This window comes from Kribbella sp. NPDC049174 (assembly GCF_043197365.1).
Taxonomy (GTDB): Bacteria; Actinomycetota; Actinomycetes; order Propionibacteriales; family Kribbellaceae; genus Kribbella.
Genome location: NZ_JBICSZ010000003.1, coordinates 371,558 through 390,632, shown reverse-complemented (window position 1 = coordinate 390,632; position 19,075 = coordinate 371,558). Strand labels below are relative to the sequence as shown.

Sequence of the window (19,075 nt, the reverse complement as noted above, 5' to 3'; positions counted from 1 at the left end):
AGAGGGGAAATATTCATGTCCGAAGACGTCGTCAAGGCCGATCCGCCGGAGAACCGGCCGGTCGACTCGGTGACCGAGGCCGGCAACGGTCACGGCCATCGCAATCTCGGCATCGCGCTCGCGCTGATCAGCATGGCGCAGCTGATGGTGGTGCTGGACGGCACCATCGTCAACATCGCGTTGCCGCACATCCAGACCGATCTCGGCTTCAGCAACGCCACGCTGCCGTGGGTGGTCAACGCCTACGCGCTGGCCTTCGGTGGTCTGCTGCTGCTCGGCGGCCGGATCGGGGACATCCTCGGCCGCCGCAAGGTGTTCGTGTTCGGTGTCGTGCTGTTCGGTGTGGCCTCGTTCATCGGCGGTATCGCCCAGAGCGAGGGTGTGCTGCTGGCCAGCCGGATCCTGCAAGGTGTCGCCGCCGCGGCCGCGTCGCCGAACGCGCTCGCGCTGATCACCACCACCTTCCCGGCCGGCAAGGAGCGAAACCGCGCCATGGGCGTGTACGCCGCGATGTCCGGCGCCGGTGCGGCTGTCGGCCTGATCCTCGGCGGTGCGCTGACCGAGGCGGACTGGCGCTGGACCTTCTTCATCAACACGCCGATCGGTCTGCTGGTCGCCGTACTCGCGTTCCGCTTCCTGGGTGAGTCCGAGCGCCAGACCGGCAAGTTCGACCTGCCGGGTGCGATCACCGGCACGCTGGGTCTGACCTCGCTGGTCTACGGCCTGACGCACGCGGCGACGGACGGTTGGGGCGACTCGCTCACGCTGCTGTTCATCCTCGGCGGCGTGGCCCTGCTCGCGGTCTTCCTGCTGATCGAGTCCCGCTCCAAGCACGCGCTGATGCCGTTCCGGATCCTGGCCAACCGGACCCGTGGGGTCAGCTTCTTCGTGATGCTGGTCGTCGGTGCCGCGATGTTCTCGATGTTCTACTTCCTGGGCATCTTCGTGCAGAACATCATGGGCTACAGCGCGCTGAAGACCGGGTTCGCGTTCCTGCCGTTCAGCCTCGGTATCGTGGCCGCGGCCCAGGTCGCCTCGTCGCTGGTGGCGAAGATGGACCCCCGCTGGATCTCCGGGGCCGGTGGTGTGCTGGTGTCCGGCGGCATGTTCGGATTCAGCCGGCTGGCGGTGGACTCGTCGTACCTGACCCACCTGCTGCCGTTCATCCTGCTGCTGTCGTTCGGGATGGGCCTGATCTTCGTGCCGCTCACGCTGACCGCGGTCAGTGGGGTCGCGCACGAGGACTCCGGTGTCGGCTCCGCTGTGCTGAACACGGTCCAGCAGATCGGTGGTGCGGTCGGCCTGGCGCTGCTGGGCACGATCTCCGCCAACGCGATCAAGGACAGGTTCACCGAGTTGGCTCCCGGCCTGCAGCAGGCGGCTCAGTCCGGTGCGTCACCGGAGCAGCTGAAGCAACTGGAGGGTCAGTTCACCGCGGTGGCCACCACGCACGGGTTCACCCGCGCGTTCCTCTGGTCCACGTTCCTGATGCTGGGCGCGGCGGTCGTCACCATCGTCGGCCTGTCCATCAAGCACAAGGATCTGGCCTCCGACGGTCAGGCCCCGGTGCACATGGGCTGACCGGAAAAGCTCGAAGGGCCCGCTTCCCGGGAGGGGGAAGCGGGCCCTTCGTCTGTCTGCGGGCTTGGAGTCAGCGGGGCGGGGGGAACTTGGAGGAGACCCACTCGCGGACGCCGCCGAGGCCGTCGCCCATGTCGCGGATGAGTTTGGCGAGCGGGTCCTGGGAGCGGGCGAAGGCGTCGGAGTAGGACTTGGCCGCGTTCTTCGCCTCCTGCGACATCGAGGCGGTGGCGTCGTCCTGCCGCTTCGGGTAGGTGCCGGAGACGATCAGGGTGTACTCGCCCTCGTCCACCCAGCGCCGCAGCTCGTGCGCCCGGACGACGGCCAGCGGGTGCGACTGCGCCTCGAGCAGCAGCAGCTTCAGCAGGCTGTCCCGCAGGTCGCCCGCGCTCTCGTACTCCGTCCCCTGCGCCAGGAACGCGGTGGTGTCGAGCTCGCGGAGCTGGCCGCCGCTGGCCAGCTTCATCTGGACGCGCAGCGCGACCGCCGGGTCCTGTACGGCGAGCAGGCCGGCCCGGTCGCCGGAGAGCTCGGCCTTGCGGGACCACTCGTGCAGGGCGGCGATGATCGCACGGATGCCGAGAGCACCGATCGGCATCCAGTTCACCGCGCCGGTCAGCCGCATCAGCCAGAACAGCAGGGACTGGTAGAGCGCGTGCCCGCTCTGCGCGTGGCCGAGCTCGTGACCGAGGATGAACCGGAGCTCTTCCTCGTCCAGACCCTGCAGCAGAGCGCTGTTGACGACGATGAAGGGCTTGTCCATGCCGATGGTGACGGCGTTCCAGATCGGGCTGTTGGTGATGTACAGCTCGGGCAGCTGCCGTACGTCGAGCGTCGTACCGGCCTCGGTGTAGAGCCGGTGCACGGTGGGGAACTGGCGCTCGTCGACCCGGATCGCCGAGCCGAGGAACTGCAGCCGGAAGGCCCGCTCGTTGATCAGCCCGGACAGCTTCCGCAGGACGTAGTCGAAGCCCTTCAGCTGCCGCAGCGCCACCAGCGCGCCCCGGTCCGCCGGGTGCTCCCATGCCCGCGAACTGATCTCAGTCAACGTGGCCCGCTGCCGCGTCGGCCGCTCTTCGTGCTCGCTCATCGCTCCCCCTGCCGCCCAGACGTCATGTCCCCCCAACCTAGCTCGCCGCCGGGTCGCCGCGGTTTGAGCAACCAGGCGACCAGGAGCGCGGGCGGCCAGCTCAGCGGCACGACGGCCCACCCGATCCCGGTCTGGATCAGCGCGCCCATGATCACCACAGTAGGAATCGTCCCGCACAGCCAGTACCAGAGCGCGTTCCAGCCCGGGTACTGCGCGCCGCGGCGGTGACCGACCAGGGCCAGCGGGATCGTGGCGGGCAGCGCGGCGCAGACGCCGACCAGAGCCATGACGGTGAGGATCATCGCCACCTCGGCCGGCGAGAACTCGATCGGACCCATCGGAATCATGGGCCTCATCGTTCCGGCCCGGCGTCCGGTGACCGAGCGTAGGAATACTCAAATCCGGCCCTTAGCATCTAGCCTGGCCCGCATGAGTGAGGTTGACGCGGTGTGTCGTGAGGTTGATCGGCGCGACGACAAGGCCCGGGCCTGGGTGTCCGAGGCGATCCGGATCGTGGACGCCGACGCGAACCGGAGCGCGGACACCCACCTGCACGTGTTCCCGATGCCTGAACTCACCGGGGTCGACCTGTACCTGAAGGACGAGTCCGTGCACCCGACCGGCTCGCTCAAGCACCGGCTCGCCCGCTCGCTGTTCCTGTACGCGCTGTGCAACGGCTGGATCCGCGAGGGCACCACGGTGATCGAGGCCTCCAGCGGCTCGACCGCGGTCAGCGAGGCGTACTTCGCCCGCCTGCTCGGCCTGCCGTTCATCGCGGTGATGCCGCGCTCGACCAGCCCCGAGAAGGTCGAGCTGATCGAGTTCTACGGCGGCCGCTGCCACTTCGTCGAGCGCTCCGGCCAGATCTACGGCGAGGCGAAGCGGCTGGCCGAGGAGACCGGCGGCCACTACATGGACCAGTTCACGTACGCCGAACGGGCCACTGACTGGCGCGGCAACAACAACATCGCCGAGTCGATCTTCGGCCAACTGAGTCTCGAGCAGCACCCGATCCCCACCTGGATCGTGGTCGGCGCCGGCACCGGCGGTACGTCCGCGACCATCGGCCGCTACGTCCGCTACCAGCGCTATGACACCTCGGTCGCGGTGGTCGACCCGGAGAACTCGGCCTTCTTCCCCGCCTTCGAGGCCGGCGACGACGACTTCTCCACCGGCCGCCCGTCCCGGATCGAGGGAATCGGCCGGCCGCGGGTGGAGCCGTCGTTCGTCCTCGGCGTGGTTGACCGGATGATCGCCGTCCCAGACGCCGCCTCGATCGCGGCGATGCGGTTCTGCTCGCGGGTGACTGGCCGTCTGGTCGGCGGTTCGACAGGTACGAACCTCTGGGGCTCATTGCGGTTGGCCGAGGAGATGCGCCGTACGGGCGTCCGCGGGAGCATCGTGACGTTGTTGTGCGACAGCGGTGAGAGGTACGGCAACACGTACTACGACGACGCGTGGCTCCGCACCAACGGGATCGATATCGCGCCGTACTTGGGCACGCTGGAAACATTTGTCACGAGTGGGCGGTGGCGGGAGCCTAGCGCTTAATCCCCCACGTGCTGCGCGGGCACTCCTAATGAGTCGCACCCGCTACGCGCGCTCCCGCCCACCCCCTCGGCTTGTCGCCGGTGTGTTTCTTGCCGGGCTGTCGCCGGCATCGTTCGGGCTCATCGCCCGCCGTTGACTGCTTGGCCGGTGTTCGTCAGCGAGTGATTGTGGTGTTGGGGGACTGTGGACTTTCCCACGCGTGCTACGCAGTCGCTCCTTCGTCGCGCCAGCTATGCGCGCTCCCGCCCACCCGAGTTTCCTTGCGGGCTGCCGCCCCGCGACCTGCGTTGCTGTCGCCCCGCGACCTGCGGTGCTGTCGCCCCGCGACCTGCGGTGCTGTCGCCCCGCGGTTGCGGGCTCCTTCGTCGCCCGCGGTCGGTGGCCTGGCCGGCGCTCGTCCGCGAGATGGCCAACCGTGGTCAGCCGGCTCGGGGTTTTGACGGTTGACCCGGTCAGGAGTTGGCCCGTAGACGGACGGTGGCCGGGCCATCGATCGCGGGCGACGAAGGAGCCGCGCAGCATGCGGGCGATGCGCCCGCAAGCGAGGCCGATAAGGCCGCAGAACGCCGAGCGACAGCCGGCCACCCGCGGGGCGGCAGCCCCGCAGATCGCGGGCGGTAGTCCCGCAAGATCGCGGGCGATAGCCCCGCGCACGCCGGCGGCAGCCCGGCATGGATGCACCGGCGACAAGCCGAGGGTGGGCGGGAGCGCGCGTAGCCGGCGCGACGAAGGAGCGACTGCGTAGCACGCGTGGGAAGAACTACCCGCCAAGTGCCAGACCAACTGCCAGGCCGATGGCGTAGAGGAGCTCGGTCAGGCCCGTCCCCTTGAGGACCGGGATGAGGGCGGGGCCGACTGCGTCGCTCATGACCACGCGGATTGCTTTGACAGCCAGTGGCAGGGCGATGAGCGCCAGCAGGGTCCACGGTGTCGCGAGGGCTGAGACGGCTGCTAGGACGAAGGCGAGCGCGACGAGGGCGGCGTACAGCTGGCGGGAGCGGGCGGCACCCAGGACCACGGCCAGTGTGCGCTTGCCGGTCACGGTGTCGGTGGGGATGTCCCGCAGGTTGTTGGCCACCAGCAGCGCGCAGGCGATCGACCCGATCGCCACAGCGCCGGCTAGAGCCGTCCAGCTCAGTGTTTCCGCCTGCACATAGGTAGTGCCCAGTACGGCGACCAGACCGAAGAAGAGGAAGACGCTGACCTCACCGAGCGCCCGGTAGCCGTAGGGCTTCTTGCCGCCGGTGTAGAACCACGCACCGACGAGTGACGCCGCTCCCACGACCAGCAGCCACCAGTTGGACGTCGCACTCAGGATGATCCCGAGCACGGCGCCCACACCGAAGCAGGTGAAGGCTGCGGTCTTCACCTGTCTCGGAGTGGCGACCTTGGAGCCGACCAGGCGCAGTGGACCGACCCGGTTCTCGTCCGTGCCGCGGATGCCGTCGCTGTAGTCGTTGGCGTAGTTGACCCCGATCTGCAGGGCCAGCGCGACACCGAGGGCGAGTAGCGCCTTCCACCAGACGAAGCCGTCCAGGTAGGCGGCTGCACCGGTTCCGACGAGGACGGGAGCGATCGCGGCGGGCAGCGTACGTGGGCGCGCGCCTTCGATCCACTGGGCAGGGGTGGCCATGACTGTCGATTGTGTCAGCCGCGAGCGGGACCGCCGCGGCCGGGCCGTACGCTCGTTGCTGACATGTCTACCTTGCGCCTGGTCCCCGGTACGCCGGATGCCGTGCTGTCCGCGCTCACCGCAGTACTGGATGGCAGCGGTACGCCGTTCGCCCCCTTGCCACCCGATCCGGCGGATGCGGCCCGGGTCCGGCAGGCGGCAGCACCGGACGAGCGGCTGGAGGACGGGTGCGCTGTGGTGCTGACCACATCCGGGTCCTCCGGTGAGCCGAAGGGCGTGCTGCTCTCGCGGGATGCGCTGGTCGCGTCCGCCACCGCTACGCATGAGCGGCTCGGTGGACCGGGGCAGTGGCTGCTGCCGATGAAGCCGTACTTCGTCGGCGGGCTGCAGATCCTCACGCGGTCCGTGCTGGCCGGTCTGGCGCCGGTGGTGATGGAGGACAGCTTCAGCGCGGCTGCCGCGTCCATGACTGGGCCGCGGCGCTACACGGCGATGGTGCCGACCCAGTTGGCCCGCTACCTGGAGACGGACCTGGACGCGCTGCGGTCCTTCGACGCGATCGTCATCGGCGGGGCCTCGACGCCGGCCGGTTTGAAGGCCCGGGCCGCGGAGGCCGGGGTGACCGCCATACCGGCGTACGGGATGACGGAGACGGGTAGCGGCTGCGTGTACGCCGGTGAGCCGTTGCCGGGGACGTCGATCGACTTCGACGACGGGCGGATCCTGATCAAGGGGCCCACGCTGTTCTCCGGGTACCGGCTGCGGCCGGAGCTGACCGCGGAGGTGCTGCGGGACGGGTGGTTCCGGACCCAGGACCGCGGGCTGTTGGTGGACGGGCGCTTGAAGGTGATCGGGCGGCTCGACGACGTGGTGATCTCCGGTGGGGTGAACGTGACGCTGCCGTCGGTGCAGGCGCGACTGCTCGAGCACCCGGCCGTCGCGGATGCGGTCGTGCTCGGTGTGCCGGACGCGGAGTGGGGGACTCGGGTCGTCGCGTTCGTGGTCGGTGACGCCGGGCGGGACGAGTTGCGGGACTTCGTGGCCGAGGTGTTGCCGCGGACCTGGGCGCCGCGTGAGGTGATCCCGCTGAGCGCACTGCCGATGCTTGCCTCGGGCAAGGTGGATCGCCGGCGGCTGGTGGAGGGCGTGCGGTGATCACGTACTCGATCGGGTTGAAGAACAAGTTCCGCGGGATCACCGTGCGCGAGGGCATGCTCTTCGAGGGGCCTGCCGGGTGGGCCGAGTGGAGTCCCTTCCTGGACTACGACGACGCCACGTGTGTCTCCTGGCTGCAGGCTGCGCGGGAGGCGGCTGAGGACGGGTGGCCGGCTCCGGTGCGTACCGCCGTACCCGTGAACTGCACTGTGCCTGCGGTGACGCCGGACAGGGCCGCTGAGATCGTGCGGGCGTCCGGTTGTGGCACTGCCAAGGTGAAGGTGGCTGAGCCGGGGCAGACGTTGGCGGATGACCTGGCACGTGTGGAGGCCGTGCGGGACGCGATCGGGCCGGGGCGGGTGCGTGTCGACGCCAATGGTGGTTGGTCGGTCGACGAGGCGGTGCGCTGCTTGAAGGAGCTCAAGCGGTTCGACCTGGAGTACGTCGAGCAGCCCTGTGCGGCTGTGGAGGATCTGGCCGCGGTACGACGGCTGGTCGACGTACCGGTGGCTGCGGACGAGTCCATTCGGCGTGCCGAGGACCCGATGCTGGTGAAGAAGCTGGAGGCGGCGGACATCGCCGTACTCAAGGTGCAGCCCATCGGTGGAGTGCGGGCGTGCTTGGAGATCGCTGAACTGCTTGGACTGCCTGTGGTGGTGTCGTCGGCGTTGGAGACGTCTGTCGGCATCGCTGCTGGTGTGGCACTCGCTGCTGCGCTGCCGGAGCTGCCTTATGCGTGTGGACTGGCCACGGTGTCCATGTTCACCAGTGAGGTCGTTGCTGAGCCCTTGCTGCCAGTGGACGGCTTCCTGCCGGTGAAGCGTGTTCAGCCGGATCCTGTGTTGCTGGAAGCGGCTCGGGCGGATGCAGCCAGGACTGCGGCGTGGGAAGAGCGCATGAATCGAGTGCAGAAGAGGAGTGCTGGATGAACCCGTCCACGGCGTTTGCGACTGTGGTGGTCGACGAGCTGATCCGTTGCGGCGTACGGGAGGCCGTGGTGGCGCCGGGCTCGCGCAGCGCTCCGCTGGCGTTGGCACTGGCTGCTGCTGATCGTGACGGCCGTCTGCGGCTGCACGTTCGGATCGACGAGCGTACGGCGGGGTTCCTGGCGATCGGGTTGATCCGAGGGACCGGACTGCCGGTGCCGGTGGTGACGACGTCCGGTACTGCGGTGGCGAACCTGCACCCGGCCGTGTTGGAGGCGTCGCACAGTGGGCTGCCGCTGATCGTGCTGAGCGCGGACCGGCCGCCGGCGCTGCGGGGGAGCGGCGCCAACCAGACTACGGACCAGCTGAAGGTGTTTGGGTCTGCGGTGCGGCTGTTCCACGAGATGGGTACGCCGGTGCGTGAGGTCGGGCAGGTGGCGTACTGGCGTTCGCAGGTCGCACGGGCCGTGGCCAACGCAGTGGGAGCTCGGTCGTCGGATCCGGGGCCGGTGCACCTCAACTGCCCGTTGGCTGAGCCGTTGGTGCCTACTGATGGGCCCGAGTGGCCAGAGTCGCTGGATGGTCGTAGTACTGGGCCTTGGACTGCTGTGCATGCGGCAGCCGGTCAGCCGTCGGCTGTCGCACCTGGGCCGAAGACTGTGGTTGTTGCTGGGGATGGGGCGTCGCAGGCCGCGCGGTTGGCTGCCGAGGGTGGTCAGTGGCCGTTGTTCGCCGAGCCGTCCAGCCGGGCCCGGACCGGTCCCGCGGTCATCTCGGCGTACCGGTTGTTGCTTCAGGCAAACTCTTTGGCCGGGGAGATCGAGCGGGTACTCGTGTTCGGGCACCCGACACTGTCGCGACCGATCGCCAGGCTGCTCGCCCGGCCCGACGTCGAGGTGATCGTGGTCTCGCCGACCGGGCTGTGGCCGGACCCGGCCCGGAGCGCGGCGTCCGTCGTCACCGGGCTGGAGGTCACCGGCCCCGACACCACCGACTGGCTCGACCGCTGGCAGCACGCGGACCAATTGGCCCGACCGGTGATCGACAAGGTCCTCGCCGACGGCCTCACCGGTCCGGGCGTCGCGGCGATCGTCGGCGAAGCGGTCGGTGCCGACGGCATGCTCGTGGTCGCCTCCTCGAACCCGGTCCGCGACCTCGACCTCGCCCCCGTCGTCCCGATCCGCACCATCGCCAACCGCGGCCTGGCCGGTATCGACGGCACCATCTCGACAGCTGTCGGCGCCGCGTTGGCCAACGCCGGCCCGACGTACGCGCTGATCGGCGACCTGGCCTTCCTGCACGACGCCAACGGCCTGATCATCGGCCCTGACGAGGCCCGCCCCGACCTGCGCATCGTCGTCGTCAACGACAACGGCGGCGGCATCTTCTCCACCCTCGAACAAGGTGACCCCACCCACGCCACCCACTTCGAACGCATCTTCGGCACCCCCCACAACACCAACCTCGCCTCCCTCTGCGCCGCCACCAACACCCCCTACACCCTCACCGAATCCCCCGACGCCCTCCGCGCCGCCCTAGCCCCCACCGTCGCCGGCGTGGACGTGGTCGAAGCGCGGGTGTCGCGCAGTGACCACCGGTCCTTGAGTGAAGGGCTATTGGCGGCGCTCAAGCAGCAGTGACCGGGACCCGAGCCTTCTTCTCCGGCTGCAGCGTGCGCAAGTGGTTGAGCAGGGGTGCGATGGTCGCGATCGCCAGGGCGGTGGTGGTCAGGATTGGGATGGTGGCGCCGCGGAGGGAGGAGTTGAGGGGCGCGGCGATGGTGAAGATGAGGCTTACTGCGGTGATGGTGGTGGTGAGTCTGCGGCCGGGGCGGGCGACGGCTAGGAACGGTAGGCACCAGAGGAAGTACCAGTCGTGGGCGCTCGGGCCTAAGACGACCACCGCCAGCAGGGCGATGCCTACTGCGCGGGCTGCGTGGTGGATGGAGGAGCGGAGGCTCAGTACGGCGATCAGCGTGACGGCCGTGAGCATTCCGACCAGACGGACGATCTGGAGAGCCTGCTCGGCGGCGGTGTCCTCGCCCAGCCAGCCGAGTACGCCGGACGCGGCCATTCCGATCAGGTTCGCGATGGAGAAGGGCGAACGCACCAGGCCGGGTACGTCGAGGGCACTCAGCCAACCCGACCCCACACCAGTCAACTCACCGATCGTCACCAGCGTGAGCACGGACACCGCACCGGCGATCGCCAGACTCGCGAAGCGAAGAGCCCGCCCAGCCAGCGGACTCATCACCGCCGCGATGGCGACCACCACCAGCCCGCCCGGCAGCTTCACAGCAGCCGCTGCACCAGCCACAACCGCCGCAGTGCCCCACCGACCAGTCAAAGCCAGCGCAAACGCGCTACAAGCCAGTCCGAGCATCAGTACGTCGTTGTGCGCAGCGCCAAGGCCATGCGTGATCAGCACCGGGTTCGCGACCACCAACCACGTCGCGAACACCGGGTCCACCCGGCACGCGGTCGCAAGCCGCGGTACGGCCCAGGCGATCAACACGATCCCCAGTACGGCGAGCAGCCGGTGCGCCAGCATCAGCACGTACGGGTCCATGATGAGCTGCGCGACCAGGCCGCCGTACGCGAGAGGTAGTGGTCCGTACGGCGCCGGCGTCTGCATCCACATCGGGTCAACGGCCTCGACGATGTGGCCGGACAGTACGCCAGGGCCCACGTCGTACGGGTTGAACCCCTCGGCAACGAGGGCACCCTGCGCGGCGTAGCTCCACGCGTCCCGACTGAACAGTGGCGGGATCAGGAGCAGCGGCACACTCCAGTACGCCGCCATGCGCAGTACTGGAGGCCGAAAACCAGCCATGACCTGCCGACCCACGGACAGCCAGGCCCAGGCCATCAGCCCGAGCCCGGCCACCATGAACGACAGTCCGACCATCCGGCCGGGCAGAGTGGCCCGCAGGTCGCCGGTGATCGGGAACGACGCCACCCACGAGGAGGGCGGCACCACCGAGGTCACCAGGCTCGCCACGGCGACTACGGCCGAGCCGACCACCCCACGGACCATCGGCGAGCGCATGGCCGGAGGCTAATCCCGCCCAGCGACTCCCCGATGAACAACGCCTTACCCGAAAGCCGAAATCCGGGGAAGGAGGCTATGCGGATTCCTTCCGGAAGGTCCGTGCGCCGACAGTCAGTCCGATGATCGTCAGCAGGACGACCCAGAACAGACCCCAGAGCGACGAACTGTTGTCGATGTCGCCGCGGAACAGCGCGCGCACCCCGTTCACCACGTGCTTGAGCGGGCTGATGTCGGACAGCCGCTGCAACCACTCCGGGCCGATCTGCATCGGCAGCAGGATGCCGGACAGCAGCAGGAGCGGCATCGCGATCCCGTTCAGCAACGGGGCCAGCGCGTCCTCGCTCTTGGTGATGAGCGCGACCGAGTACGACAGCGACGCGAACGTGGCACCGAGCAGCGCGACGATCACCAGCGACAACAGCACACCGCCCCACGGCGCCCGCAGACCGAGCGGGACCGCGGCGATCAGCAACACCAGCGTCTGCACGACCAGTACGACGACATCCCGCAGTACCCGCCCTGCCATCAGAGCCATCCGGGACGCCGGGGTGACCCGGTCGGCCTCGATCACGCCGGCCCGGTACTCCGCGATCAGGCCGAAGCCGACGAACATCGCGCCGAACATGCCGAGCTGGACGATCAGGCCGGGGATGAACACCTGGTACGCGTTGGTGGTCGCGCCCTGGCTGATCTGCGCGGTGATCGGCTTCAGCAGCGGGCCGAACAGGAACAAGTACAGCAGCGGCTGGCTGAGCATCAGCACCGCCCACATCGGGTTTCGCAACGTCAGCCGCATCGCGCGGTGAAAGACGATCCAGGTCTCGCGAAGCGTGCTCATGCCACGGCCTCCTCGGTCTCGCTGCCGGCGGGCGTGGCGTCCTCGTCGCGGAGTGAACGGCCGGTCATGGTCAGGAACACGTCGTCCAGCGTCGGTCGGTGCACCTCGACACCGTTCAGCTCGATGCCCTGGGCATCGACCTGGCGAAGCAGGCCGGGCAGCACCGACCCGCCGCGCGGGATCCGGAAGCCGACCACGTCACCGTCGGTCTCGAACTCGGTCGCACCGGCGAGTTCCTGGACGATCTTGGTCACCGCGGGCGCCTGGCCGGCGTCGGCGAGGCTGAGCCGGACCGCGTCGCCGGAGACCTGCTGCTTCAGCGTGTCCGGGGTGCCGGAGGCAACGATCCTGCCGTGGTCGATGACCAGGATCCGGTCGCAGAGCGCGTCCGCCTCGTCCAGGTAGTGGGTGGTGAGGAAGATCGTCGCGCCGCGGTCGCGCAGGCTGCGGATGTGCTGCCACAGGTTCGCCCGGGCCTGCGGGTCGAGACCGGTGGTCGGCTCGTCCAGGAAGATCAGCTTCGGGTCGTGGATCAGCCCCATCACGATGTCGAGCCGGCGCCGCTGGCCGCCGGACAGGGTCTTGCACTGCCGCCGCCACAGGCCGGGCAGGTCCAGTTCCTCGAACAGCCGCTGGCCGTCCGCGGCCGCCTTGGCCTTCGGTACGCCGTACAGCCGGGCGTGGTCGACGACCTCGTCGCCGGCGATCGCCTCCGGCAGGGTCGAGCCGCTCTGGGACACGTACCCGATGCCGCGGCGGACCCCGACCGGGTCCTTCGCCAGGTCGCAGCCGGCCACCGTCGCGGTGCCGGCGGTCGGCTTGATCAGGGTCGCCAGCATTCGCATCGTGGTGGTCTTGCCGGCCCCGTTCGGCCCGAGAAAGCCGACGATCTCCCCGTCGGCGACGTCGAGATCCACCCCCTGCACGGCCTCCACCGGGCCGCGTTTGGTCTTGAAAGTACGCGCCAGCCCGCGCGCTTCGATCATCATGGGAGCAAGTCTCACCAATCAACATTGAATAGTCAATGTTGATTAGTCGGTGCTCGGAGCGGCTGAGCGCGGTCAGTCGACGGGCGGGTCGGGGACCTCGCCCCAGAGGGTGACCAGGCCGGGAGCCGGCTCCCAGTCGGGCGGTTCGCCGGCGAAGGAGTAGGCGCCGTCGGCGACGCGGTCGCGGAAGGAACGGGTCCACTCGAGCTCGCCGCGGTCGCGGGCGGTGGCGATCCGGAACATCTCGACCACGTGGTTCGGCGTACCGGGGTCCTCGGTGACCTGCCGCTCGGAGAACGTCGCGAACGTCTCCCGCTGCTCGAGCTGCGTGATCCGGGCGTCCAGCGCCGCGAGCACCTCGTCGCGCTGCAGGGACCACAGGAAGCTCAGCGCCGCCTGCATCTTGTCCGGCCGGAAGCCGTCCACAGCCCACAGCACCTCGCGGAGCAGGGTGAAGTACTCCGTCTCACCGTCGGCCGTCAGCTTGTACGACGTACGCCCCGGCCGCTGACCCTGGCTCTCCTCGAGCTCCTGCAGATAGCCGTGCTTGGCCAGCGTCCGCAGACCGGTGTAGATCGATCCGGGGTTGATGTTCGCCCACTCCTGCACGTTCCAGGTGAGCAGCTCGCGGCGCAACTGGTACCCGTAGGCCGGCTGGAAGATCCGCACGACCCCGAGCAGGAGCAACCGCGTGGTGGACATAGCCGCAGTGTAAATCCGGACGACCTCGGAACCTCCTCAGGCGTAGTCTCCGGAGGCATGGATGTGCGTGTGACGACTGACGCGGCCGCCTTCGAGCAGACGGTCTTCCCTTTCCTGCAACAGGATCCGGTCCTGCACACGCTCATCATGAGCAACGTCCGCGCCCGCGTCACCGGGGCCCACGTGGAGGACGAGCCGTCGTACTACGCCTCGGTCCACGACGGCGCCGGCGAGGTGGTCGGTGCCGCGATGCGGACGCCCGGGCGGATGGTCTACCTCGGCGCGCTGCGACCGGAGTACGCCGAAGCGGTCGCCGACGCGTATCTCGACGTACCGATCGAGCAGATCGGCGTGGCAGGCGATCGCCCTGCCGCCCGGCGATTCGCTGATCGCTGGTGCGAGCGGCGCGGCGGTACGGCGACCGAGACCAAGGCGACCCGCCTGCACAAGCTCGGCACGCTGACGCCGTTGTCGGCGGAGGGCTCCCCGCGCTTGATGAACGACGACGAGACGGCGCTGGTCGCGGCCTGGGTCGCGGACGGATTCGCTGACGAGTTCCACGAGCCCAGCCTGGAGTGGGCCGAGGACCAGCTGAAGAGCAAGAGCATGTGGATCTGGGAGGCGGGCGGCGAGCCGGTGAGCATGGTCGGCTACCACCACCCGGTCTTCGGGGCCTGCCGGGTCGGGCCGGTCTACACCCCACCGGAGCACCGGCGGCGCGGGTACGCCGGTGCGCTCACCAGCCACGTCTCCGCGGAGATCCTTGCGCAGGGCAACCAGGCGTGCCTTTACACGGACCTGGCCAACCCGACCTCGAACAAGATCTACCACGAGGCCGGGTACCGCCAGGTCGCGGACTTCGTCGACGTCGAGTTCACCGCATGATCGCGCGCGTCACCAGCGACCCGGCCGCGTTCAAGGAGCTCGCCTTCCCTTTCCTGCAACGGGATCCGGTGCTCAACACGGCGATCCTCAGCAACACGGCCGCGTGTCCAGCCGGTGTGTCACGCGCTCACCGCTCCAGGTGCTGCTCGCCGATCACCTTGCCCGTGACGGGATGTGGCAGCTTCCGCCGGAGGCGGCGAGAGAACAGTCGCCGCCGGAGGCGGTGTCCTTGGGCTCAGGTGAGTTCGGTGGATTCGCCTGGGTCCAGGCCGAGGTATGGGCGGCCGCCTTGTTCGCCTAGCCAGCGTTTCATCATGCCGAGGCCGATGGGGCTGAGGAGGCCGTCGTGGATGCCGATCGTCTGCTCGGCGGTGATCGTGCGGGCGTACTCGATCGCGGGCGGGAGCGAGAACCACGGGCCGGAGATCGGGACCAGGTTGGTGTGCACCTGGCGGTCGGGGCGGGTGAACGAGTCGCCCGGGTGGTAGACGGCGTCCTCGATCAGGTAGCCGACGTTCTCGCACGGAACGCCCAGCTCCGGCAGGATCACCGCGTGATCCTTGCCGTAGGCACGGACCGCGAAGCCGGCCGCCTCGAAGGACTGCCCGTCGGCGACCACGCTGACCCGGTCGCCCAGGCTGCTCAACTGTGCGGCCACGCCCGCGTTGGTGTAGACCGGCGCGTCCAGAGCCGAAATGCGTTCCACGTCGAGGTGGTCCGGGTGCTCGTGCGTGACCAGGATCGCGTCGGCGCGCTCGAACACGGCGTCCTCGCTGAACGTCCCCGGATCGACGAGCAGGACCTTCCCGTCCTTCTCCAGCCGGACACAGGCATGCGCGAACTTCGTCAGCTTCACCCTCAGTCTCCCAACGCGTCTCTCATCGGAACCAGCTTGGCGTTCGTCTCGGCCAGCTCGGCGACCGGATCGGAGCCGGCCACGATGCCCGCGCCGGCGAACAGGCGCATCCGCCGCGGGTCGTCCGGGTCGGCCTGGCCGCAGCGCAGCGCGATACACCACTCGCCGTCGCCGGCCCCGTCCATCCAGCCGACCGGTCCACTGAACCGGCCGCGCTTCATCCCCTCGATCTCGCCGATCAGGTCGCGGGCGAGGTCGGTCGGCGTACCGCAGACCGCCGCGGACGGGTGCAGCGCGGCGGCCAGGCCGAGTGCGGAGGCGCCGTTCGCGGCGACTCCGGCGACGTCGGTGGCCAGGTGCATCACGTTCGGCAGGTGCAGCACGAACGGGGTCTCCGGCACGTTCATCGACGTACAGTGCGGCTTCAGCGCGTCGGCGACCGAGCGGACCGCGAACTCGTGCTCCTCCAGGTCCTTGCTGGACCGGGCCAGCGACGCCGCCAGCGCGAGGTCGTGCGCGTCGTCGCCGGTACGGCGGATGGTCCCGGCCAGCACCCGGGACGTGATCAGCCCCTTCTCCCGGCGGACCAGGAGTTCGGGGGTCGCCCCGATCAGTCCGTCGACGGAGAACGTCCAGCAGTTCGGGTACGACGTCGCGAGCTGCCGCAACGGCCAGCGCAGGTCGATCGGCTGCTCGGCGATCGCGATCAGGTCGCGGGCCAGCACCACCTTGTCCAGCTCACCGGCGGTGATCCGCTTGATCGCGTCCGCGACGATGCTCGACCAGTCGGTACCGGATCGCGCGCCGTCCGCGAACGCGATGTCGTGCACTGGTGACGGCTCGTGGGTGACGAGCTCCGGCGGCGCGGCCAGCGAGCTCGCCGGCGAGATCGTGGTCACCCAGGTGGTTCCGCCGCGGCGGCCGACGATCACCTCGGGCACGACCAGCTGGCTCGGGTCGTTGTCGGTGAACCCGAACGACCCGAAGCAGAGCAGCCCGGACCCCGGTACGCCGACGTCGTCGCGGACCACGGCGGCCGCGACCAGGTCCTTCCACCAGGCCACCGCGTCCCGGAAGCGGTTGCTACCGGCAACGTCGAGGCGGGCGGCGACACCCCAGCCGATGTGACCGTCGCCACGTCGTACCCAGGCCAGGCCGCCCTCGGCGGGCAGATGGTCCATCAGCTGGGCCGACACCCCGTCGACGCGCTGGCTGCGAATCACCAGATGGGGAGCCTGGCTCCCGACCGGCTCAGACAAGCTCACCGCACCACTCCTCGTTCGCGGCCCGCCCCCGGGTCTCGATGGCCGACCGACTCCATGGAGATGCACTCACGAGATGCAAGCGTATGCCTGCCCGATGTCCAGCGAATTTCGGCGCCCGTCGCACCCGTGATCAACCTCGCGTCCTACACCGCCCTCCGCACACCATCTCCGTCGCCCATGCGGGCACCTCGCTGCGTTGGAGGGAAGGGCACGATGAAACCCGCATCGAGCCCTCCCCTCCGCCTTGCGAGGCACCCACCTGGACACCGGAGCTGGCGCACGGAGAGCGGTGCAGGACACTAGACAGGTGACCCGCGCAGATCTGAGCAAAGAACCGCATGCCGTGGCGGCCATGTTCGACAACGTGGCCGAGGGGTACGACCGGACGAACGCGGTGGCCACGATGGGGCTGGAGAAGCTGCACTGGCGGCCGCAGACGTTCGCGGAGATCGCGCCGCGGAAGGGGATGAAGATCCTCGATCTGGCCGCCGGGACCGGTGCGTCGAGTATCAAGCTGCGGGAGGCCGGCGCCGAGGTGGTGTCGTGCGACTTCTCGGTCGGCATGCTCCGGGTCGGCAAGCGCCGCTACCCCGAGCTCGACCTGATCGCCGGCGACGCGCTGCGGCTCCCGTTCGCCGACGACACGTTCGACGTGGTGACGATCTCGTGGGCGCTACGGAACGTGAACGACGTCACCACCGCGCTGCAGGAGATGCTGCGGGTGACCCGGCCGGGCGGGCGGCTCGTCGTCCTGGAGAACTCGCACCCGACCTGGAAGCCGTTCCGGATCGCCTACCTGGAGTACATGATGCGGGCGGTGCCGGTGGTGGCGAAGGCGGTGTCGACCAATCCGGACGCGTACGAGTACCTGGCCGAATCGGTCCGCGCCTGGCCGGCGCAGGAGCCGCTCGCGCGCACGATCGAGGCGTCCGGCTGGACCCGGGTGCAGTGGCGCAACCTGACCGGTGGTCTGGTCGCCATCCACCGGGCGGTCAAGGCCGTTTAATTTCGCAAGGAAAACAGCGCATAAATCGGTTGCTACCAAGGGATTCAGGGCCGGTTTCGTGTCCGCGTCAGGCAGTCCTAGACTGTCGGGTGACGAGGCTTCGTGAAGCGATTCACGAGCGCACAGCCCCCCAACTTCCAGGCCGGGAATGAGATGAGCCAGAGCGTGCCGAGCGGGCAGCAGGCGGAGACCGCTGATGTGATCGTCGTCGGTGCCGGACCCGCAGGCTCGGCCGCCGCCTATCACCTGGCCAACGCGGGACTCGACGTCCTGCTGCTGGAGAAGACCGCCTTCCCGCGGGAGAAGGTGTGCGGCGACGGGCTCACCCCGCGCGGCACCAAGCAGCTCATCAACATGGGCATCGACATCTCCGAAGAGGCCGGCTGGATCCGCAACTACGGTCTGCGCATCCAGGGCGCCGGGCACGTGCTGCAGCTCGACTGGCCGGACCTGTCCAGCCACCCGAACTACGGCCTGACCCGGAACCGGATGGACTTCGACGACATGCTCGCCCGGCAGGCCGTCAAGGCCGGCGCCCGGCTGCGGGAGCGGACCAACGTCTCCGCGCCGATCCTGGACGACCGGGGCTTCATCGTCGGCGTCACCGCCAAGCCGGTCGACGACAACGGCCGCCGCGCCGGTGCCGACGTCGAGTTCCGGGCGCCACTGGTGATGGCGGCCGACGGCAACTCGTCCCGGCTCAGCATCGCGATGGGCCTGCACAAGCGCGACGACCGCCCGATGGGTGTCGCCGTCCGCACCTACTTCACCAGCCCGCGCCACGACGACGACTACCTCGAGTCGTGGCTGGAACTGTGGGCCGACGACCCGCAGCACCCGGGACAGCGCAACCTGCTGCCGGGCTACGGCTGGATCTTCGGGATGGGCGACGGCACCGTCAACGTCGGCCTCGGCATCCTGAACACGTCCGACGCGTTCGGCAAGGTCGACTACGCCGACCTGCTGAAGCAGTGGCTGAAGAACACCCCGGAGGAGTGGCAGTTCCGGGACGAGTTCCAGACCATCCCGATCCGCGGCGCGGCCCTGCCGATGGGCTTCAACCGCCAGCCGCACTACACCCGCGGCCTGATGCTGCTCGGCGACGCCGGCGGCATGGTCAACCCGTTCAACGGCGAGGGCATCCCGTACGCGATGGAGTCCGGGGCGTTCGCCGCCGAGGTCGCCGCCCAGGCGCTGCACCGGCAGCCGAACCAGCGCGAGCGCGCGTTGACGGCGTACCCGAAGGCGCTGAAGCAGGAGTACGGCGGCTACTACACGCTCGGCCGGATCTTCGTGAAGCTGATCGGAAATCCGGAGGTGATGCGGCTGTGCACGAAGTACGGTCTGCCGCGCACCACGCTGATGAAGTTCACCCTGAAGTTGCTGGCCAACCTCACCGACCCGCGCGACGGCGACGTGATGGACAAGATCATCAACGGCCTCACCAAGGTCGCCCCGGCCGCCTGAAACCGGCGGGGCGAGTGAGATGAGCCACAGCGGTACTGATAACACAGTGCTGTTCGGAAACGCAGACAGACTGACCACCG

17 protein-coding genes are annotated in these 19,075 nt (G+C 69.1%); 8 read left to right on the top strand and 9 right to left on the bottom strand.

Translation table 11 applies throughout. The annotated features are described in order from the left end of the window. Window positions 1-15: 15 nt before the first annotated feature. Window positions 16-1,581, top strand: coding sequence for an MFS transporter (locus ACGFIF_RS19190; RefSeq protein WP_393156020.1), 1,566 nt, complete (start codon window positions 16-18; stop codon window positions 1,579-1,581). Window positions 1,582-1,651: 70 nt separating this feature from the next. Here the strand turns inward: ACGFIF_RS19190 and ACGFIF_RS19185 are convergent, their stop codons facing one another. Together ACGFIF_RS19185 and ACGFIF_RS19180 are read right to left on the bottom strand one after the other, a co-directional pair. Continuing rightward, a complete protein-coding gene (locus tag ACGFIF_RS19185) occupies window positions 1,652-2,671 on the bottom strand; it encodes a M48 family metallopeptidase (RefSeq protein WP_393156019.1) in 1,020 nt (339 codons plus the stop codon). Further along, entirely contained in the window at window positions 2,668-3,018 is a 351-nt protein-coding gene (locus tag ACGFIF_RS19180; protein ID WP_393156017.1) for a hypothetical protein, read from the bottom strand. Before ACGFIF_RS19180 ends, ACGFIF_RS19185 begins: the two co-directional genes overlap by 4 nt. Window positions 3,019-3,100: 82 nt before the next feature. Here ACGFIF_RS19180 and ACGFIF_RS19175 point away from each other — a divergent pair, with 82 nt between their 5' ends. After that, a complete protein-coding gene (locus ACGFIF_RS19175; RefSeq protein ID WP_393156016.1) occupies window positions 3,101-4,222 on the top strand; it encodes a PLP-dependent cysteine synthase family protein in 1,122 nt (373 codons plus the stop codon). Window positions 4,223-4,982: 760 nt separating this feature from the next. On the opposite strand, the gene ACGFIF_RS19170 is transcribed toward ACGFIF_RS19175, so the two are convergent. After that, window positions 4,983-5,855 (bottom strand): 1,4-dihydroxy-2-naphthoate polyprenyltransferase, encoded by an 873-nt coding sequence (locus tag ACGFIF_RS19170; protein ID WP_393156014.1) that lies wholly within the window; start codon window positions 5,853-5,855, stop codon window positions 4,983-4,985. 63 nt (window positions 5,856-5,918) lie between these two features. Between ACGFIF_RS19170 and menE the strand changes: the two genes are divergently transcribed. The 3 genes from menE to menD are packed head-to-tail and all read left to right on the top strand — an operon-like array spanning window position 5,919 to window position 9,576. Continuing rightward, complete coding sequence (menE, locus tag ACGFIF_RS19165; protein ID WP_393156013.1) at window positions 5,919-7,010, top strand: o-succinylbenzoate--CoA ligase; 1,092 nt, start codon at window positions 5,919-5,921, stop codon at window positions 7,008-7,010. After that, window positions 7,007-7,939 carry an o-succinylbenzoate synthase gene (locus ACGFIF_RS19160; RefSeq protein WP_393156011.1) on the top strand — a complete coding sequence of 311 codons (933 nt, stop codon included), beginning with the start codon at window positions 7,007-7,009 and terminating at the stop codon, window positions 7,937-7,939. Before menE ends, ACGFIF_RS19160 begins: the two co-directional genes overlap by 4 nt. Further along, window positions 7,936-9,576, top strand: coding sequence for a 2-succinyl-5-enolpyruvyl-6-hydroxy-3-cyclohexene-1-carboxylic-acid synthase (gene menD, locus ACGFIF_RS19155; RefSeq protein WP_393156009.1), 1,641 nt, complete (start codon window positions 7,936-7,938; stop codon window positions 9,574-9,576). Before ACGFIF_RS19160 ends, menD begins: the two co-directional genes overlap by 4 nt. Here menD and mptB read toward each other — a convergent pair. The 4 genes from mptB to ACGFIF_RS19135 all read right to left on the bottom strand — a co-directional run bounded on the left by mptB (window position 9,563) and on the right by ACGFIF_RS19135 (window position 13,516). After that, on the bottom strand, window positions 9,563-10,984 hold the full coding sequence (gene mptB, locus ACGFIF_RS19150; RefSeq protein ID WP_393156008.1) for a polyprenol phosphomannose-dependent alpha 1,6 mannosyltransferase MptB: 1,422 nt from the start codon (window positions 10,982-10,984) through the stop codon (window positions 9,563-9,565). The genes menD and mptB overlap by 14 nt on opposite strands. 76 nt (window positions 10,985-11,060) lie before the next feature. Continuing rightward, entirely contained in the window at window positions 11,061-11,825 is a 765-nt protein-coding gene (locus ACGFIF_RS19145) for an ABC transporter permease (RefSeq protein ID WP_393156006.1), read from the bottom strand. Then, window positions 11,822-12,814, bottom strand: a complete 993-nt coding sequence (locus ACGFIF_RS19140) for an ATP-binding cassette domain-containing protein (protein WP_393156005.1) — start codon at window positions 12,812-12,814, stop codon at window positions 11,822-11,824. The genes ACGFIF_RS19145 and ACGFIF_RS19140 overlap by 4 nt, the downstream gene beginning before the upstream one ends. A gap of 72 nt (window positions 12,815-12,886) precedes the next feature. Further along, a complete protein-coding gene (locus ACGFIF_RS19135) occupies window positions 12,887-13,516 on the bottom strand; it encodes a PadR family transcriptional regulator (RefSeq protein WP_393156003.1) in 630 nt (209 codons plus the stop codon). 57 nt (window positions 13,517-13,573) lie between these two features. Between ACGFIF_RS19135 and ACGFIF_RS19130 the strand changes: the two genes are divergently transcribed. Beyond that, complete coding sequence (locus ACGFIF_RS19130) at window positions 13,574-14,401, top strand: GNAT family N-acetyltransferase (RefSeq protein ID WP_393156001.1); 828 nt, start codon at window positions 13,574-13,576, stop codon at window positions 14,399-14,401. A gap of 235 nt (window positions 14,402-14,636) precedes the next feature. Here the strand turns inward: ACGFIF_RS19130 and ACGFIF_RS19125 are convergent, their stop codons facing one another. After that, a complete protein-coding gene (locus ACGFIF_RS19125) occupies window positions 14,637-15,257 on the bottom strand; it encodes an MBL fold metallo-hydrolase (protein WP_393156000.1) in 621 nt (206 codons plus the stop codon). A 2-nt stretch (window positions 15,258-15,259) separates the two neighbouring features. Continuing rightward, a complete protein-coding gene (locus tag ACGFIF_RS19120; protein ID WP_393155999.1) occupies window positions 15,260-16,522 on the bottom strand; it encodes an isochorismate synthase MenF in 1,263 nt (420 codons plus the stop codon). 307 nt (window positions 16,523-16,829) lie between these two features. On the opposite strand from ACGFIF_RS19120, the gene ACGFIF_RS19115 reads away from it, so the two are divergent. Continuing rightward, the gene (locus ACGFIF_RS19115) at window positions 16,830-17,528 is read left to right on the top strand and encodes a demethylmenaquinone methyltransferase (RefSeq protein ID WP_393155998.1); all 699 of its coding nucleotides are present in this window, start codon (window positions 16,830-16,832) and stop codon (window positions 17,526-17,528) included. A gap of 153 nt (window positions 17,529-17,681) precedes the next feature. Next, complete coding sequence (locus tag ACGFIF_RS19110; RefSeq protein WP_393155996.1) at window positions 17,682-18,995, top strand: geranylgeranyl reductase family protein; 1,314 nt, start codon at window positions 17,682-17,684, stop codon at window positions 18,993-18,995. Window positions 18,996-19,075 lie beyond the last annotated feature (80 nt).

Coding starts and splice junctions, on each gene's coding strand:
- ACGFIF_RS19190 (WP_393156020.1), top strand. CDS start 16: ATGTCCGAAGACGTCGTCAAGGCCGATCCGCCGGAGAACCGGCCGGTC.
- ACGFIF_RS19185 (WP_393156019.1), bottom strand. CDS start 2,671: ATGAGCGAGCACGAAGAGCGGCCGACGCGGCAGCGGGCCACGTTGACT.
- ACGFIF_RS19180 (WP_393156017.1), bottom strand. CDS start 3,018: ATGATTCCGATGGGTCCGATCGAGTTCTCGCCGGCCGAGGTGGCGATG.
- ACGFIF_RS19175 (WP_393156016.1), top strand. CDS start 3,101: ATGAGTGAGGTTGACGCGGTGTGTCGTGAGGTTGATCGGCGCGACGAC.
- ACGFIF_RS19170 (WP_393156014.1), bottom strand. CDS start 5,855: ATGGCCACCCCTGCCCAGTGGATCGAAGGCGCGCGCCCACGTACGCTG.
- menE (WP_393156013.1), top strand. CDS start 5,919: ATGTCTACCTTGCGCCTGGTCCCCGGTACGCCGGATGCCGTGCTGTCC.
- menD (WP_393156009.1), top strand. CDS start 7,936: ATGAACCCGTCCACGGCGTTTGCGACTGTGGTGGTCGACGAGCTGATC.
- mptB (WP_393156008.1), bottom strand. CDS start 10,984: ATGCGCTCGCCGATGGTCCGTGGGGTGGTCGGCTCGGCCGTAGTCGCC.
- ACGFIF_RS19145 (WP_393156006.1), bottom strand. CDS start 11,825: ATGAGCACGCTTCGCGAGACCTGGATCGTCTTTCACCGCGCGATGCGG.
- ACGFIF_RS19140 (WP_393156005.1), bottom strand. CDS start 12,814: ATGATGATCGAAGCGCGCGGGCTGGCGCGTACTTTCAAGACCAAACGC.
- ACGFIF_RS19135 (WP_393156003.1), bottom strand. CDS start 13,516: ATGTCCACCACGCGGTTGCTCCTGCTCGGGGTCGTGCGGATCTTCCAG.
- ACGFIF_RS19130 (WP_393156001.1), top strand. CDS start 13,574: ATGGATGTGCGTGTGACGACTGACGCGGCCGCCTTCGAGCAGACGGTC.
- ACGFIF_RS19110 (WP_393155996.1), top strand. CDS start 17,682: ATGAGCCAGAGCGTGCCGAGCGGGCAGCAGGCGGAGACCGCTGATGTG.